The organism is Bradyrhizobium sp. BR 10261 (genome assembly GCF_019455395.1).
Lineage (GTDB): Bacteria > Pseudomonadota > Alphaproteobacteria > Rhizobiales > Xanthobacteraceae > Bradyrhizobium > Bradyrhizobium manausense.
On sequence record NZ_JACOFQ010000011.1, the window covers coordinates 48,190 to 64,078 of the forward strand.

Annotated in this window: 21 protein-coding genes; 11 read left to right on the forward strand and 10 right to left on the reverse strand. The window is 59.0% G+C overall.

Annotated features, from left to right (window positions below):
* Window positions 1-159: 159 nt before the first annotated feature.
* Window positions 160-474, forward strand: coding sequence for a co-chaperone GroES (locus HYH07_RS14820; RefSeq protein WP_220003164.1), 315 nt, complete (start codon window positions 160-162; stop codon window positions 472-474).
* Between the two features lie 136 nt (window positions 475-610).
* Window positions 611-2,251, forward strand: coding sequence for a chaperonin GroEL (gene groL / locus HYH07_RS14825; RefSeq protein ID WP_220003165.1), 1,641 nt, complete (start codon window positions 611-613; stop codon window positions 2,249-2,251).
* A gap of 172 nt (window positions 2,252-2,423) precedes the next feature.
* On the opposite strand, the gene HYH07_RS14830 is transcribed toward groL, so the two are convergent.
* Both HYH07_RS14830 and HYH07_RS14835 read right to left on the reverse strand, forming a co-directional pair.
* Window positions 2,424-2,651: a hypothetical protein gene (locus HYH07_RS14830; RefSeq protein WP_220003166.1), complete on the reverse strand. Its 228-nt coding sequence runs from the start codon at window positions 2,649-2,651 to the stop codon at window positions 2,424-2,426.
* A gap of 36 nt (window positions 2,652-2,687) precedes the next feature.
* Complete coding sequence (locus HYH07_RS14835; RefSeq protein WP_128963670.1) at window positions 2,688-2,873, reverse strand: hypothetical protein; 186 nt, start codon at window positions 2,871-2,873, stop codon at window positions 2,688-2,690.
* Between the two features lie 568 nt (window positions 2,874-3,441).
* Here HYH07_RS14835 and HYH07_RS14840 point away from each other — a divergent pair.
* Window positions 3,442-3,660 carry a hypothetical protein gene (locus HYH07_RS14840; protein ID WP_220003167.1) on the forward strand — a complete coding sequence of 73 codons (219 nt, stop codon included), beginning with the start codon at window positions 3,442-3,444 and terminating at the stop codon, window positions 3,658-3,660.
* Between the two features lie 294 nt (window positions 3,661-3,954).
* Here HYH07_RS14840 and HYH07_RS14845 read toward each other — a convergent pair whose 3' ends face one another.
* Complete coding sequence (locus HYH07_RS14845) at window positions 3,955-5,199, reverse strand: sensor histidine kinase (protein ID WP_228749552.1); 1,245 nt, start codon at window positions 5,197-5,199, stop codon at window positions 3,955-3,957.
* A 62-nt stretch (window positions 5,200-5,261) separates the two neighbouring features.
* Between HYH07_RS14845 and HYH07_RS14850 the strand changes: the two genes are divergently transcribed.
* Window positions 5,262-5,447: a hypothetical protein gene (locus HYH07_RS14850; RefSeq protein WP_220003168.1), complete on the forward strand. Its 186-nt coding sequence runs from the start codon at window positions 5,262-5,264 to the stop codon at window positions 5,445-5,447.
* A gap of 147 nt (window positions 5,448-5,594) precedes the next feature.
* Here HYH07_RS14850 and HYH07_RS36810 read toward each other — a convergent pair whose 3' ends face one another.
* On the reverse strand, window positions 5,595-5,837 hold the full coding sequence (locus tag HYH07_RS36810; protein ID WP_220003169.1) for a DUF6894 family protein: 243 nt from the start codon (window positions 5,835-5,837) through the stop codon (window positions 5,595-5,597).
* Window positions 5,838-6,053: 216 nt separating this feature from the next.
* Here HYH07_RS36810 and HYH07_RS14860 point away from each other — a divergent pair, with 216 nt between their 5' ends.
* The gene (locus tag HYH07_RS14860) at window positions 6,054-6,773 is read left to right on the forward strand and encodes an HWE histidine kinase domain-containing protein (RefSeq protein WP_312016667.1); all 720 of its coding nucleotides are present in this window, start codon (window positions 6,054-6,056) and stop codon (window positions 6,771-6,773) included.
* A gap of 1,138 nt (window positions 6,774-7,911) precedes the next feature.
* Here HYH07_RS14860 and HYH07_RS14865 read toward each other — a convergent pair.
* Together HYH07_RS14865 and HYH07_RS14870 are read right to left on the reverse strand one after the other, a co-directional pair.
* A complete protein-coding gene (locus HYH07_RS14865; RefSeq protein WP_220003170.1) occupies window positions 7,912-8,151 on the reverse strand; it encodes a hypothetical protein in 240 nt (79 codons plus the stop codon).
* A gap of 805 nt (window positions 8,152-8,956) precedes the next feature.
* The gene (locus tag HYH07_RS14870; RefSeq protein WP_092226167.1) at window positions 8,957-9,166 is read right to left on the reverse strand and encodes a cold-shock protein; all 210 of its coding nucleotides are present in this window, start codon (window positions 9,164-9,166) and stop codon (window positions 8,957-8,959) included.
* Window positions 9,167-9,874: 708 nt separating this feature from the next.
* On the opposite strand from HYH07_RS14870, the gene HYH07_RS14875 reads away from it, so the two are divergent.
* The gene (locus tag HYH07_RS14875; protein WP_220003171.1) at window positions 9,875-10,054 is read left to right on the forward strand and encodes a DUF3606 domain-containing protein; all 180 of its coding nucleotides are present in this window, start codon (window positions 9,875-9,877) and stop codon (window positions 10,052-10,054) included.
* A gap of 114 nt (window positions 10,055-10,168) precedes the next feature.
* On the opposite strand, the gene HYH07_RS14880 is transcribed toward HYH07_RS14875, so the two are convergent.
* Window positions 10,169-11,164: a putative zinc-binding metallopeptidase gene (locus HYH07_RS14880; protein WP_220003172.1), complete on the reverse strand. Its 996-nt coding sequence runs from the start codon at window positions 11,162-11,164 to the stop codon at window positions 10,169-10,171.
* Window positions 11,161-11,352, reverse strand: a complete 192-nt coding sequence (locus tag HYH07_RS14885) for a hypothetical protein (RefSeq protein ID WP_220003173.1) — start codon at window positions 11,350-11,352, stop codon at window positions 11,161-11,163. Before HYH07_RS14885 ends, HYH07_RS14880 begins: the two co-directional genes overlap by 4 nt.
* A 200-nt stretch (window positions 11,353-11,552) precedes the next feature.
* Here HYH07_RS14885 and HYH07_RS14890 point away from each other — a divergent pair, with 200 nt between their 5' ends.
* Together HYH07_RS14890 and HYH07_RS14895 are read left to right on the forward strand one after the other, a co-directional pair.
* Window positions 11,553-12,341 carry a transglutaminase family protein gene (locus HYH07_RS14890; protein ID WP_220003174.1) on the forward strand — a complete coding sequence of 263 codons (789 nt, stop codon included), beginning with the start codon at window positions 11,553-11,555 and terminating at the stop codon, window positions 12,339-12,341.
* 618 nt (window positions 12,342-12,959) lie between these two features.
* Window positions 12,960-13,151 (forward strand): CsbD family protein, encoded by a 192-nt coding sequence (locus HYH07_RS14895; protein WP_028170261.1) that lies wholly within the window; start codon window positions 12,960-12,962, stop codon window positions 13,149-13,151.
* Window positions 13,152-13,225: 74 nt separating this feature from the next.
* On the opposite strand, the gene HYH07_RS14900 is transcribed toward HYH07_RS14895, so the two are convergent.
* Window positions 13,226-13,831: a protein-L-isoaspartate(D-aspartate) O-methyltransferase gene (locus tag HYH07_RS14900; RefSeq protein ID WP_220003175.1), complete on the reverse strand. Its 606-nt coding sequence runs from the start codon at window positions 13,829-13,831 to the stop codon at window positions 13,226-13,228.
* Between the two features lie 273 nt (window positions 13,832-14,104).
* Here HYH07_RS14900 and HYH07_RS14905 point away from each other — a divergent pair, with 273 nt between their 5' ends.
* Together HYH07_RS14905 and HYH07_RS14910 are read left to right on the forward strand one after the other, a co-directional pair.
* On the forward strand, window positions 14,105-14,332 hold the full coding sequence (locus HYH07_RS14905) for a hypothetical protein (protein WP_035681739.1): 228 nt from the start codon (window positions 14,105-14,107) through the stop codon (window positions 14,330-14,332).
* 36 nt (window positions 14,333-14,368) lie between these two features.
* Window positions 14,369-14,836, forward strand: coding sequence for a hypothetical protein (locus HYH07_RS14910; RefSeq protein WP_028153401.1), 468 nt, complete (start codon window positions 14,369-14,371; stop codon window positions 14,834-14,836).
* Between the two features lie 298 nt (window positions 14,837-15,134).
* Here HYH07_RS14910 and HYH07_RS14915 read toward each other — a convergent pair whose 3' ends face one another.
* Window positions 15,135-15,275 carry a hypothetical protein gene (locus HYH07_RS14915; RefSeq protein ID WP_220003176.1) on the reverse strand — a complete coding sequence of 47 codons (141 nt, stop codon included), beginning with the start codon at window positions 15,273-15,275 and terminating at the stop codon, window positions 15,135-15,137.
* A gap of 158 nt (window positions 15,276-15,433) precedes the next feature.
* Between HYH07_RS14915 and HYH07_RS14920 the strand changes: the two genes are divergently transcribed.
* Complete coding sequence (locus tag HYH07_RS14920; protein WP_211391507.1) at window positions 15,434-15,799, forward strand: PRC-barrel domain-containing protein; 366 nt, start codon at window positions 15,434-15,436, stop codon at window positions 15,797-15,799.
* Window positions 15,800-15,889 lie beyond the last annotated feature (90 nt).

Here is a 15,889-nt window from a genome sequence, read left to right on the forward strand (position 1 = left end):
CGCTTTCCCAGCAAATAGCTATCGGTTTCTCACGCAGACCACTCGCCGCCGAATATCGCTCCGGCAGTGTCTTGTATGTCGCTCGCGCGGACATAGTTGCAGAAGGTTGGCAGTCTCGAGGTTAGACTGCTGGGGCCGAAAACAGAACAGAGGGCACTCATGAAATTCCGTCCGCTCCACGACCGAGTGGTGGTCAAGCGCATCGACGCCGAAGCAAAGAGCAAGGGCGGCATCATCATTCCGGATAATGCAAAGGAGAAGCCCTCGCAGGGCGAAATCGTCGCCGTTGGCCCCGGCGGCCGCGACGAAGCCGGCAAGCTGATCGCGATCGACCTAAAGGTCGGCGACCGCGTGCTGTTCGGCAAATGGTCCGGCACCGAAGTGAAGATTGACGGCCAAGACCTTCTGATCATGAAGGAGAGCGACATCATGGGCGTGCTCGAGGTCAGCGAGTCCAAGAAGAAGGCGGCGTAATCTGCCGTTGTCCGATCCGTCCTGAGCAGCCGGCGCAGTCGGTCTCTCGCAGGACGGGTCCAAGCCTACCTGATGATCTCATTGCCCAGACGACCTTCGGGCCTGGGCATGAGCATCCGTTCCCAAGGGGATCATAATGTCCGCCAAAGAAGTGAAATTCGGCGTCGACGCCCGCGATCGCATGCTTCGCGGTGTCGATATTCTCGCAAACGCCGTCAGGGTGACCCTTGGCCCCAAGGGCCGGAACGTCGTGCTCGACAAATCATTCGGCGCCCCCCGCATCACCAAGGACGGCGTCACCGTTGCCAAGGAGATCGAGCTCGAGGACAAGTTCGAGAACATGGGCGCGCAGATGGTGCGCGAAGTCGCCTCCAAGTCCGCTGACGCGGCCGGCGACGGCACTACCACCGCCACCGTCCTGGCCGCTGCGATCGTCCGCGAAGGTGCCAAGTCGGTGGCTGCCGGCATGAACCCGATGGACCTCAAGCGCGGCATCGACCTCGCGATCGAAGCCGTGGTCGCCGACCTCGTCAAGAACTCCAAGAAGGTGACCTCGAACGAGGAAATCGCTCAAGTCGGCACCATCTCCTCGAATGGGGACTCCGAGATCGGCAAGTTCCTGGCCGATGCCATGAAGAAGGTCGGCAACGAGGGCGTCATCACCGTCGAGGAAGCCAAGTCGCTCGAGACCGAACTTGAGGTGGTCGAGGGCATGCAGTTCGACCGGGGCTACATCTCGCCCTACTTCATCACCAACGCCGACAAGATGCGCGTGGAAATGGATGATGCCTACGTCCTCATTAACGAAAAGAAGCTGTCTCAGCTCAACGAGCTGCTCCCGCTGCTCGAAGCGGTTGTTCAGAGCGGCAAGCCATTGGTTATCATCGCTGAGGATGTGGAAGGCGAGGCGCTCGCCACTCTGGTCGTCAATCGTCTCCGTGGCGGCCTGAAGGTCGCGGCCGTCAAGGCTCCGGGTTTCGGCGATCGCCGCAAGGCCATGCTGCAGGACATTGCGATCCTGACCGGTGGCCAGGCCATCTCGGAAGATCTCGGCATCAAGATGGAGAATGTGACGCTTGCGATGCTCGGTCGCGCCAAGAAGGTGATGATCGACAAGGAGAACACAACGATCGTCAGTGGCGCCGGCAAGAAGGCTGACATCGAGGCGCGCGTCAATCAAATTAAGGCGCAGATTGACGAAACCACGTCGGACTACGACCGCGAGAAGCTGCAGGAGCGTCTCGCCAAGCTCGCGGGCGGCGTCGCGGTGATCCGCGTCGGCGGCGCGACCGAGGTTGAGGTCAAGGAGCGCAAGGATCGCGTTGATGACGCGATGCATGCGACCCGCGCTGCGGTCGAGGAAGGCATCGTCCCGGGCGGCGGCGTCGCCCTGCTCCGTGCTTCCGAGCAGCTCAAGGGCTTGCGTGCGAAGAACGACGACCAGAAGACCGGGGTCGAGATTGTGCGCAAGGCATTGTCCTACCCCGCTCGCCAGATCGCGATCAATGCCGGCGAAGACGGCTCGGTGATCGTCGGCAAGATCCTCGAGAGCAAAACCTACGCCTATGGGTTCGACTCTCAGACAGGCGAGTACGTGAACCTTATCTCGAAGGGCATTATCGATCCGACCAAGGTGGTGCGTGTGGCGATCCAGAACGCCGCGTCCGTTGCGGCGCTCCTGATCACCACCGAAGCGATGGTCGCCGAAGTCCCGAAGAAGAACGCGGCTGGCGGCATGCCGCCTGGCGGTGGCGGCATGGGAGGCATGGACTTCTAAGTTCGCCGCTCAGGCACTCGCACAAAGGCCCGGCAGCAATGTTCCGGGCCTTTCCTGCATCTATCGGTCAACGTTTCACTATTCCCTGGAGTTATTTCGTTGCCATCGGCACCAAGTCGCCTGCTTCAGCGTGAGCCCAGCAAGGACAACTTCTGCAGCCGTCCGTGCGGATTCATTTCTTCTTCGCCTTGGGTTGCTTCTTTGGCACCGGGCTCGCTACGGCTTCCCGTGCCAGCCGCTCGGCCTTCAATCGCTCTCGATTCTGAGCAAAGGCCTTCTCGGCGAGCGCGTGCTCGGACATGGCCTTCTCCGCGTCGACTTGGCGGAAGGCATTGCGTGCTTCACGCTCCGCTTTACTGATTGGTTTGGGCGGTTCGTATTCACCAAATATTTTTGTCATCTTTTTCGATCTGATGCTTCGCTTGTATGGGTTGGGTCAATTCTTGCTTTTGAGCCGGGCCTCTCGCGCCAGGCGCTCGGCCCTGAGACGTTTATGGTTTTGCTGGAAAGCCGGATCGGCGTGGCTGTCCGCTATCGTTTGCCGCGCCCCAACGGGGTTTTGCGCCTTTCGGTCTGCTTCATCCGCGACCTGTTGCTCGGCGGAGCGCTTCAGTTTGGTCATTGCCAGATCCTCGCACCGACGGTTGGTCCCGGGCTATCCAGACATTGGCTGCCCAAATCATTTCTGGGACCTATGATAGACGTTTGTCGCACAGGGGGCGACTTGAAACTTCTTCCCCCCGACTGGCGGCCATAGCGCTCGTTAGGGCGACTCACTAATCTGCACGCCACGTGGCAGCTGTGCTGACCCTGGATCGCTCATTCAAGTTCGGGGGCATCGCTTAATCGGCCCCCGTATAGAGCCAATTCATTCCAAAACCACTGAAATGGACGGAGGGCGCTTGTTGTAGAAGTGTTGTAGAATAGCAGGAAGGAAACCCACCAGAAGAGCAGCATCCAGGCTACAATAGGTTGATAACGCACGAAAATGAGATGGAGCGGGCCGAAGGGAATCGACCCTCGTATGCTGCTTGGGAACCGGCGATTGTAGAGACGCGCTTGCCCACGAAGATCGTCTCAACCGCGGTCTTCATGTTGTCGTAGATGCCGCGGGTGCAGTTGCCTTTGAACAGGTCGAACACTAGGTGATGATCTCAACCAATCGGTTCAGGCAGGAGATTCGGTCTCGATTGGAGGCAGCCGCAGCTGGGGGACGCTGCAGTCTCATCATCGATGCCAAAGAACTCTATCACGCCATCTGCAAGGGTCCGGTCTCCAATAGATGGATGATCTTCTGCTGTAATGCCATGCGAGCTGAAATGGCAGAACTCGACAATCTGATTTTCGACTACGCGAACGATACGTTGCTAACCGTGAATTACAAGCTGCCGCGCGCCGAATCCCGATAGTCGCGAGATTGGAGCGCCAAAACCCGCGGGAAAAAAGGATTCCCAAAGAGCCTGGTCAAATTTGTGACCCGCGCCGTGTACCACCGATTCGGCCTATGGGGGCTTCGATGTCGGCCGATTTCGAGGCAGTCGAGGCTGTCCGCTGCGCGGGATCCGGCAACCGCATCGGCTCAATCGATGCAGCGGCCGAAAGGCTGGTCGTCTCAGCACGACCGGGTGACGGCTATGGTCCGCGAACCTACCGATCAGGTGGCGAGTCTATTGGAGCGGCGCCGGACCGGTGGCAGGCACGCTTTAGCGACCTAGAGAGCCCAGCGGCAAAGAGATGGCTACCGAGAGGCCACCCAGAGTCCAGGTGCGGTGGATTCTGCCGCCGATCCGCTCGATCGTTGTCTCGACCAGCTTCGTGCCGAAGCCCGTCGACGTGGGGGCCGCCACGGCATCCGCGCCGGTCTCTGTCCAATCGATCTCCAGACGGTCGGCGTCGACCGACCACGTAACATCGATGCCCCCCTTGTCACGGCTCAGGGAGCCGTATTTGGCGGCATTGGTGGCCAATTCGTGGAAGACTAGCGCCAGATGATCGGCAGCTTGTTCGCCGATCGCGACCGGCGGCCCATTGAAATTGGAGGTCGCCACCCCGTGCGGACGAAGGATGCAGGCGACGAGATCGCCCAGGTTGGCGACGGCTGCGACGTCGTCGCCGAAAGAGCGTCGGATCAGTCCGTTGGCCTCCGACAATGCGTGTAGCCGGCCCGATAGGGTTTCAGCCAATTCTTCCTTGGTCTCAGCGTTGCGAGCCGTCATCCGGACCATGCTATCGGCGACGCTGAAGAGATTCTTGATGCGATGGCTCATCTCGCGCATCAACGTTTCCTGCCGCTGCATGGCCAGAGCGAGCTTCTGCTCACTTTGGATCATCCGCAGCGCCATGCCACCGAAGGCAGCCAATTCGGCCGTGACGCGCGCGTGCTCTTTGTTGAAATGTCCCGCATCGGAAATCAGCCACAGCGTCCCGATCGCTGCGGCGCTTTTCACGCCTAAGGGCACGAGCAGCACCTCGGGGATCGTGATGCGGGCGTCGCCAATCCAGTCGTAGGCCCGCTCGGGGTGTTCCATCAGTATCGGCGCTGCGAGGTCCAGGCACACGCCGCAAGGACTGAAATTGCGCGGCGTCGTGGCGCCCTCGAAAGTCGAGAGCTTGCCTGCGAGGGCGTACCAGCGGAATTGGTTGGCCTCGGGCTCGAAGATGCTGATGCCCGCGGAATGGGCGCCGCAGATTTCCATGCCGGTCCTGACCAGCCGGGGCAATATCTCTTCCGGATGGTCGGACATCACTTCAGCGAGATCCTGGATCGCGAGTTTCTCGCGCAGGAAATCGGGGGCGGCCGACCGCCGGTTGGCGAGCTGGTCGCTAATGATGACGGCGGCGACCGAATCAGGAAGCCGGGCCTGCGATCGCATGGGGGCACCGGGAGATGCGACGATCGCACTATCATGCCACCGCCGCGTGAGCGCATCAATGTTCGTCGCATCCATGCTCGGCATCTTGGTACCCTGTCGCCAATTCTCGCCCGCCTAGCACGGCAAGGAGGTCGAAAATGACTGCCATCAGCTACGCGATTGCAAAAGCCCAAAGCAGGAACATTGATCGATATTATCGTTTGCTCAACACGCGGCTATCAGATGTCGAGCGCAATTACGTCGAAAGCCGCGTTTTGGAACAACAGGCCGCTCTTCACGCTGCCGAGGAGCGTGAACACGCGGAGAAGGGTCGGCGTTGCTGACACCCCACACCTGCCCTATACGCTGCTGCTCGAACATTCCGCTTCAAACGGGTGGCCCACTGCTGCCCATCATTCAGTTGTCGCCGTCAGTCGGGGGCAATGCCTTTAGCCCGCCGCTGCCGGGAGAGCCTGCCGACTGAGACGACCTTACTGCTTCCTCAGGCGCTCGATCTGCACCGTGAAGCGTAGCCGCATCACAAGCCCGGATTCGTCACGGACCTCGATCGAGGACTCGCTCGGTTTGACGGGGCGCTCAAAGCTATCGGCTGCAGCATCTGCCATAGCGCGAGCGGCTTCTCGCTCTACCTGCTCAAGAGTGGAGAACTCTAGGCCCTCCTCGTCGACGGCGCGCCCGTATTTGTCCCTTACATCGAAATAGTACCTTCCCATCGGCAACCGATCTTTAACCCGTCAATTAACCCCTGTTACTTTCGTTCCTAAGACAGTTACGACGCTTTGCCAGCGCTCGAGCCGATAGATCTTCCCTCACCAATCAGCAAAGCTTGGAACTGCAAGAAGGAACAACGGAGGCTGCTACCCAATTTCCTTTGTGAACGACCGCACCCGTCCTAGCCTAAGCACAAAAGTGCTGAGGTTATCCGTCAGATGGATCTTGAAGACTTGTACCGGCTTCTGCGCAGCGAGCACGTCCAGGCGCAAGGGATCGTTGACACCCTGGAGGAACCCCTCCTGGTTCTTGACCAGTCGGGTTGCGTGCTTACAGCCAATCGTGGGTTCTACGAAACCTTCAGGGTCGCTCGCGATGACACCGTCGGGCGGAGCCTTTTTCACCTTGGCAACGGTCAATGGGATATCCCCGAGCTCAAGCGCCTTGTGCGCGAGATCATCCCCCGGTCTACGGCCGTCGTTGGATACGAGGTGACGGCCGAGTTCCCGACCATCGGTCGGCGCACCATGCTGGTCAGCGCGCGCCGTTTGGTTCACCCCGACAATAACAGCACGAGCATCCTCATCCTGTTCGAGGACGTGACCGACAGGCAGCAGCGCGACGCCCAAAATGACATTCTCCTCGCCGAAACCCGCCATCGGATGAAGAACCTTCTCGCAATCGTGCGATCTCTCGCCAGTCAGACAGAAGTGGAAGGCCGATCAGCCAAGGAGTACCGCAACGCCTTCTTGGGGCGCTTTCAAGCTGTGGCGGAAGCCGAGACCCTCGCACTGGCTGGCGCCGCTGCGACGGATCGACGAGTGAAGAAGCCAAGTTCACGTTCGCTATGCCGCTTTTGGCAGAGGCGTGAACTACTTCACTCGAGGAAGATATCCATCAGGGATAACAAGTCCTCCCTCTATTCAAGGTGCAAATGATTTCCCTGCGGCCCCTGACAATGCGGGCTCCGGAGTCGTTGCGGACGGAGAGCCCGATTGCAGTGACAGCTGGTGGGTAACTACCTGTTTTGTGAAGGACGAGGTTCCTTTTCCGCTAGGTTTCCTGCATGGTCCGGCATGGCAAAAATAAAAGTGAGCTTCAAACCGGTTCGCAAATCTGAGGGCGATTGGACTATCATCGCTGATTATCCAGGCGCAGAGCCTCGAGAAATCACGGGCTTCACGAGCAAAGCCGATATTGATGACTGGCTGAATGGAGAGCGTCGGATTGCCTGGCTCCGATCACAAGGCTACGCGAAGTAACTTGATGACGCCTTCCTCAACGATCATGCCCCTGGGAAGATTCTGGCGCGCGTCGAATATCCCGCTACCATCTCCACTGATCCAGCTTCCCTCAACCAAACCGCCATTTTTCGCCGGTAGGTACTGGCTTGTAGCCGTGGAGTACTTTCGCGGCCGGAGGCCTCAGATGCTCCTTTATCAAGAAGAGTGTCTCAACGCCTTCAAGGGGGGTAGCAGCTGCTGACGTGGCATTGCCTTACAAGGCGATGCGGCCATGATAAACGGGTGCCTCCTACGCAAAGGGCGGTACCTCGACTAGCGTTCCGATCAAGCGCAACAATGCTTGCTGTTCGGGTCCCTTCCCGTCACGCAAGAACTCACCCAACTCAACATGAGATAGCCGGCCGCCAGACGGCGAATTGGGCTGGTGGATGATGAAAGCGTAACCGTTTGTCGGCTCGCGTGCGATGAGCCATGCGTCGCCATTTGGGCTCCGATAGAGCTCCCGCCGGTCTGACATTTTTCCTCCTCGTTGCCTTCGGAAAGCGTACGAGCCCGAACGGACGCTTGCGATCACTGAAAATACGAAAGCTGATCTTCCGTAACAACGCGCTCGATGTTCTTGGATTTGCACCTGATACGATACCTAACTCGTCCATCAGACTCGAGGGGCATGTGCTGTACGATCGTGTAAATCATCTGCGGTTCAGTTCCGGCGCGTCCTTGCGGGCCTTGAGCTTGATGGCGAACGTCCTCATTCAGCTTGTAGGCATATTGCATAATTCTTCCTCATCGCTCACAACTCGATCTGAGTTCTTGGTGTCCGGTGGAATCCCTAGTCGTCAAGAATGGATTTTGTTGCCTCGAATATCTGTTCCGCTGTGCCCTTGATCGTGCCCTTCGCCCAGGCTTGAAACACGGTGACGTAGGCGTTCTTGTAAGCCGGTTCGTCTGCAGAAAAGTAGACTTCGTCGGTGGCCGTATCCAAGACAAGCGCTCCTGTATCGATGCAAATTTCCTCGATTAGTACCAGGCGTTCTTCTTGCTCGGCCAGATGACGTTTTACGATGCTCATTGAATCTCCTGCTTGGGACCAAGGATAGCACGTTCCAGATGCAGCCGCGTTTAGTCGACACGCCGGCGTGGTCGCACTTCGTTGTGTCAGACTGGGGCAGCCTGTAAACATCGCGCGGCTTGAAGTGCAACTCCCTGAAAAGCCTTTGCTGTTCTTCCCTCAAAGTTGAACTACGTGCCGCCAACCAGCCTTCGAGAACGGCTGCGAGTACCAACGTCGGCGCCTGACTTGGCTTGCGTAAGTCCGACGATCGTCCGCGGTCACGTCAATGCTAGTAAACAAGTTGCCGAACGACATTGCGATGAACGGCAATTCCTGCGACAGGCCGCGTTTCGATTTGCGAGGTGAAATCACCCTTCCGATGAGGAATGTCGAACTGGGCCGACTATCAGCCTGTAGATGGGCACCCAGGCGGTGTTCCATGATTCCATCGTAGCGCCGCAAACCGAGCAATCGAAGCTGGCGATCTGCCGGCTAGGTGCCATCGCCTCGGTTCGGCTATAGACGGCGCCGCACCGACAAGATCGGTGATCAGAATCGTGCATACCGACCTATGCACCTGAAAGACGAACCAAGCCACTCGGAAATGAATTTGCGCGATGAGCTTCGAGACAGACCTCGGTTCAGCTTAGTCGTAACCGAGCGACACAAGGGCCTATTGTCGAAGCGAAACCACAGACGAGCCCATTGAATTTCTTTGCTGGATTCAATCAAAAACCCCGCCCCCGATGGCTCGGGGCGGGGCAGGACCGCAAGCTCTGCCAGTACATCCGTGGCTGGAGCGACAGGTCTGTCGTGCTGTTGTTTAAGCAGCACGAAGATTTTCGGCAGCGGACTTACCGGTACGACGGTCTGCCACGACGTCATAAGACAGCGTCTGACCTTCGCTCAGAGTCCCCATACCAGCGCGTTCGACAGCGCTGATGTGAACGAAGACGTCGTTGCTGCCGTTCGTTGGCTGGATAAAGCCAAAGCCCTTTTGGGTGTTAAACCACTTCACTGTACCCGTGTTCATAAGGTTTTCCTTTCGCGTGCGCGCAAGACCCGGCGCGCGGAGCTGCGGCCAGTGTCCAATTAGTCGATGTTGGAGAATGTCTGAAACGTGCGCGCCGCAAGATCTGAGGCGAAAGCGGAACAGCGGTTCGGCCAGTATCGATGGCGAGACCATATACCAGCAGTTGAGAAAGTCAAGAATTACGAGAACCCGCACTCGCCAAACGCGTGTCGGACGATGGTTATAGGTGGATGACCCAAACCTGGAGGGGTCTGGGTCTCGCGCCAGAGACCGATATTTCAATCTTGCGACTGGTGAGCCCTTCGTGCCAGACGCCAAACGGACGCGGACCCTACTCTACGCGCCCGGGAAGGCGAGCGCTCTTAATCTTGTTGGTGGCCTTGAGCTTGCCTCGGATCGAGCCGCAAATGTCCCGGAACCCCAAGCCCAAGCGAGCTCTTTCGTTCACCATCTCAGCTGTCCCAGATCCAGCGGAGATTGTTAAACGCTAAGCGTCGCCAGCGGTTTTGACCCCCAACAAACCTAACCCAGCTACCTGTCGCTGACGCTGATATATTTCTAGAACGCGGAACGCCGACCTGTGGGGAATGTTGCCTTAAACGCCGCAGAAGCTTCGCGAGGAGCGCGACGGTCGACCTCCGCGGCAGGAACGGCTTAACGCCAGCCCTGGTCACGATCTTTCCCCATCCCCAATTGTGAGAGAATGCCATGAACAGGTACAAGCCGACCCATTTCCGTAATTCGCTGGATTTGAGAGACAAAGTACAAGTCAAGATACTTCGTAAGCGACTCAAGCTGTCGGATGAGCAGTTTACTAGCGTCGTGCGCAAGTCTGGCACCGCCATCTCGGCCATTACCAAGGAAGCATCCACTTTAAAATCAGGGTGAGTATTGGTTCGTCGCCGGCCTGTTGAGCCACAAAGACCGTGCCTCCGTGCCAGCGAGATTGCTCGAGCCCAGGAAGCGCGGGCAGAACGAATAGAGCTCCCGACAATCGACAATCTACCGCGTTGCCTTTGATTCTTGCCGATTTCTAAAAGCCGAAATCGCCATATGGACCAGGTGTAGTTTGCCTTTAACTGCGGGCGAAATGTCGAATGGGTACGCGTCGGCAAGACCTAGCGAGCGGTTGAGGCGGTTGATCGTAAGTGCGAGCGGGGCCCAAAGCTCCAAAAGTGCGCCAAAATCGCTTTCGAGATAGGGATCGTTTAGAGTGTGCTGAGCGCGCGCGTCCAAAGACAGCGGAAGTCCTGCCAGCGAATCCAGGGTCGAAACGATATGTAGGAAGTGGGCGAAGGTTTCAGCCCAGTCTTCCCAGGGGTGAGATGTCGCATACATGCTAATGTGACTTGTCGGATCGTCCGGCCGATCTTGACGGGCGTAATAGGCAGCAAGCGCAGCCTGGTAATTCTCGGTCTCGTCGCCGAACACCAGCCGAAAGGGCGATAGGAAGCCTCCTTCATGTATCAGCGCATTCCAGTGGAAGTGGCCTATTTCGTGTCGAAAATGACCGAGAAGGGTGCGATAGGGTTCGCGAAATGAAACGCGCCTGATCTCTCGTTGCACATCATCGGCCTCCGCAAGGTTGATCGTTATCAGGCCGGATTCGTGCCCTGTCAGGACCGGCCCGTGCTCGTCGGACAGAATCTCGAATGCCAGCAGAAATCCACCCGCGAGCGCGATGGGCAGGCGGAGCCGTCGCAGGTCGTAGATCAGCCTGCGCTTGGCTTCCTCCACGCGCGTCCAAAGCGACACATTTTGCGTATTCTGCGTGCTGGGAATGACCTGGGTCAGGGAGCAGGACAGGCAGTAGGAAGCTGTCGCAACAGCGCACCAGTTGCAACCGATGATATTCCGGTTCACGCATTCAAGGGCACTTTTCACGCCAATCATTGCCATGTGGTCAGGATCGAACATCAACGGCTGCGTACAGCCATTGCATTCGGAAGCCTCGAAAGCCGTTAGCTGCCCACAATGAGGACACTTGAACTCTCTCATGGTCGCACACGATCATTGAGGGTGCCGATCAATGCGCGCTGCTTCTTTAATGCGCGCTTCCTCAGAATGTCAGCGTCGGCTGCACTCACAGTGCGACGCGCGCCCTGATAGGACGCCTTGTCGGACACGAGCTGGGCCAGCCAGTCTTGCACCGGCTGAATGGACATGGGTTTGATTTTGGATCGCATTTCCATCTTTTGCAAAGCCCTCACTCTGGAATCGGTTCCGGTCAGGTGTTGGACGGTTGATCCGCCGCAATCGAGCATGCTGCTGGCGGTCGCAGCCGTGATGTCATACTATTCGCGCTTGAGCACTCGCGGCATTCATCGGTGACGATGCGCAGACAGCTCTTGCGACGTTCTCAATCGTCTCATTGGAGCCAGATCCTATGAAAATCCGCGTTGGCTTCGAGATGATCTACGATTTTCCGCAACCAACACCTCTGATTGCAGTTGTCGGCACCCACTTCACGCGGGCATCCGACATCGTCGTGCCCGATCATCTCGTCAGCGAGCCGTCAGTGCCGATCACGCCCTATCGAGACGGTTTCGGAAATTGGTGTAGCCGTCTCGTTGCGCCCGCCGGCCGCATGCGCCTCACAGCGGACGGCATCGTACGAGATAGCGGTCAGGCCGACCTGATCGTACCATCAGCGCAGCAACATGCGGTGGAAGATCTTCCTCCGGACACCATCATGTATTTGCTCGGGAGCCGGTATGTCGAGACCGACCGACTTACCGACGTGGCGTGGAAGTTGTTCGAGAAGACCGCGCCTGGTTGGGCACGGGTCAAGGGCATCTGCGACTTCGTCCATAACCACATCGCTTTCGGCTACGAACACGCCCGCCCCACCAAGACTGCCTGGGAAGTGTTTAACGAAGGCAAAGGCGTCTGCCGGGATTATGCACATCTGGCTATTGCGTTCTGCCGCTGCATGAACATCCCCGCGCGCTATTGCACGGGCTACCTCAGTGACATTGGCATGGCACCTCCATATGCCGCCGGGGATTTTGCCGGCTGGTTCGAAGCCTATATCGGCGGGTGCTGGTACACATTCGATCCCCGTAACAACATTCCGCGGATCGGTCGCGTGCTGATCGCGCAGGGCCGCGATGCCGCGGACGTTCCAATCACCCAGACATTCGGCCCCAATACCCTACTGGACTTCAAGGTTTAGACCGACGAACTCGTGTGTTGATCGCCCCAGCGGCGAGTTGGGCAATGCAACTGCCAACCAAGCGCGGAACAGAACCGCCACAGACTCCAAAAGCGCGATAAGCAGCGGTCTATTGCTTGCATTTATTGGCTTCGAAGATCAGTGCCGCCTGAAATAGGCGGCCCGCCTTTGTTCGGACCTCGACTGCAACGTCCGGGCTGTGAATCGGCGCGGGGTCAAGCAGCTGCAAGTCTCGGCAATAATGCTCTGAAGCCAATTAAGAAAGGCCAATCGGGGTGGGGTTACGATCGGCGCCGATTGGGACCCCACCCGATGCAGAATCCGGTATTTGCTACAATGAATTGCTACCGTTAGTTCAAGGGGCTTAGTTCGGCGCCGATTCACATCCGGTCTGCATTCGTCGTTGCAGCGGCGGCTGATCGTCAGCGCGGGGGCGATTGGAACATGCATGGCCGCGCATCCGGTCCTGCCGCCAATAGCCGACATTGCGAATGCCCCAGGTTGCTCGGCCAAGGGCTCGTTCAGAGTGTTCGTTGAAAACACCGTGCTTTGTTCTGCGAGGAACCCCTGGGCAACACTTTCGTTGTTCTGATCTTCCGGACAGCAAAGGATACGATTATGGACCGCGAACATGTGAAGGGCGCCGCCGACAAGGCAAAAGGCGCGATCAAAGAAGGTGCCGGCAAGCTCACCGGCGACAAGGACATGGAAGCCGAAGGCAAGATCGATAAGGCCAAGGGATCCGCCCACAATGCCGCCGGGGACGTGAAAGATGCGGCGCGGGACGCCGCTGACGCCCTCAAGAAGTAAGCAGAAGAAGCGAAGATCAAAAACTGGCCGCCTCCGGGCGGCCTTTTTCGCGCCATTTGAGATGGCGCGGGCTTTCAGCCGGAGATCAGAGGAACGAAGCGGACCTCCTCTATCCTTTCCTCGACGAACCTACCGTCCGGCTCGCGTGTCAGCTTCGTCAGCCACTGCACACCGTCAGGATCGCCGAGCGGGATGAGCAGTCGTCCCGACGGAGCTAGTTGAGCCTTCAGGACCGCGGGCGTCTGCGCGCCGGCGGCCGACACCAGGATCACGTCGAACTCGCCGCCTTCCGGCCATCCTGCGGTCCCGTCGCCATGACGCACATCTACGTTGCGGCAGCCGAGATGCCGAAGGCGCGACCGGGCGCGCTGCACCAATGCCTCATGGCGCTCGAGCGCGCAAACCTCCCGCCCGAGCTTGGCGGCGAGCGCCGCCAGGTAACCCGAACCCGCGCCGATCTCCAGAACCCGGTCCGATTTGGCGATCGCGGCAGCCTCGAGCATCTTGGCGACGATGTAGGGCTGAGAGATGGTCTGCCCTTTCGGAATCGGTACGGCAATGTCTTCGTACGCGGCTTCCGCGAACCGCCGATCAAGGAAAATTTCGCGGGGGACCTGCCGCATCGCAAACAGGACCCGCCTGCTGCGAATGCCGCGGCTGGCAATCTGCACGTCGACCATCGCGTCGCGGAGGAAGGGGGACCTCTTGGACCGGTTGCTCTCCCTGACCCCGCGCATGACCTCTCCAGGCATGGACGATTTCGCTCCAACAGATGGAAAACTCGGAAGCCCGCGACTTGCTCCTCGACGAGACGGCTGGGTCGCTCTCGCCGACGAGACCGAGTTCGCTGCCGATGAGTGAATCGCGGAGCTGCCGTCAGGAACGTGCCCGCAACGGGAACGACCGCCTCCGGATCGAATTGATTTCGCGGAAACCGAGCCCGGAGAACGCTCATGAAATGGATCTTCAAGGCGGCATGCGTGGCCGCAATGGCGCTGGCATCGGCCTCCGGCGCGGACGCCAAGGGCTGCATCAAGGGCGCCATCGTCGGCGGCGTCGCCGGCCACATGGCCGGTCATGGCAAGCTCGGCGCGGCGGCCGGCTGCGCGATCGGCCATCATGAGGCTAACAAGCAGAACCCGAACAATTCGAATGCCCAGGCGCCGTCGGGCCAGAAGTGATTTCCGGATCGGCCTCCATAGTGTTGGAGAGACGCGATGAAATCGACGGTGTCGGCGCTCGTTCTTGGACTTGCCGTCACGACCTCCATGGTCTCGGCTCAACCGGCGAGATGGACCACCTACTCCATCCCGCAGACAGGTACCTCGGTCGATTTTCCGGCCTCGATCTTTACCGAAGAGGCGGGCCGGCCGGACGGCTACGGACAGCGATTTAGGACTGCTGACGGCCGAGCCGACCTTACGATACAGGCCACGCCCAACGTCTCGAACGATTCACCAGCTGCATTTCTCGCAAAGAAGCATCCGCCCGCGCGCATTCAGTACAAGCGAACGACGCCTCGGTTTTTCGCGGTGTCCAGTTATAAGGGCGACAAGGTCTGGTACGACCGGTGCAACTTCTCAAGTGGATTGATTCACTGCGTCCTGATCAACTACCCGGCGAACGAAGAGCGCGACTGGGACGACATCGTAACGCGGATCAGCCTCTCGCTGAGGGGCAGATAAGGAGGGTGCGGGTGGACCTCGCGCGGGCTGCGCGGGTGCCTATGCCCGTGGCTTCGAGAACACGGAAGTCCGAGAGGCCGCCGCCTTTGGCTATCCTCGCGAGCGCTAGTTCTGAATAGCGGGTCGTGAGACCTTTGGCTATCCGCGACAGGCGCCGTAGTTCAACGGCGGGCGACGGTCCCTGCAGTTCAATAGGGCGGCAAGGCTATCGTTCCTCCGATCTGCCCGCGGCTCGCCGATCTGTGGTTCACGCGGTAGCCGCCGCCCGTCCGGCCCCGGTGATGCGATACTCGATATCTCAGGATGGAAGCGGTTCGGTTTCCACGAGACCAAGCTCCACGAGCCGCGCCACGATTTCATGGTCGAACGTCGGCGGGCTGACCCAGGATTCGCCGAGGAGCTTCCTCAGAAAATCCCGCTCCAGATCGGTCAGCTCCATGCTCTAACTCCGCTCGCCGACTTCGTCCGGCACATTGCGGCGCGTCATCCGATCCGGCCGCTTCATCCTTGGGAAATCAACTTTTCGCCCCGGATTGTGCCAGGAACAGAGGCATCGTGGCCCCGTTGATTCCCGAAGACAACACCCAGGAGGTCAACATGACCATGGAAGATCGCGAGACGTTCAGCCTGATCGGCAGCGACAAGGTCGAGGGCACGAACGCGTACGACGCGAAGGGCGAAAAGGTCGGCTACATCGAGCGCGTCATGATCGACAAGATCAGCGGCAAGGTGTCGTACGCGGTGCTCAGCTTCGGCGGCCTGCTCGGCATCGGCGACGATCACTATCCGCTGCCATGGCAGACGCTGAAATACGACACCAACCTCGGCGGCTATGTAGTCACCGGCATTTCCCAGGACCAGCTCCGCAGCGCCCCCAAATACGCCGACGAGAGCAGTTGGAATTGGAGCGACCCGGCGACGACGCGCTCGGTGAACGCCTATTACGGTGTGCCGGTGGCTTGACACGGCTCATTACGTTGCCTGGCTGGCTGACGGCGGAGGTCGCTCTTCCGCCGGACTGCGACTAGCGCACTGCCGCACGCGAGACGACCC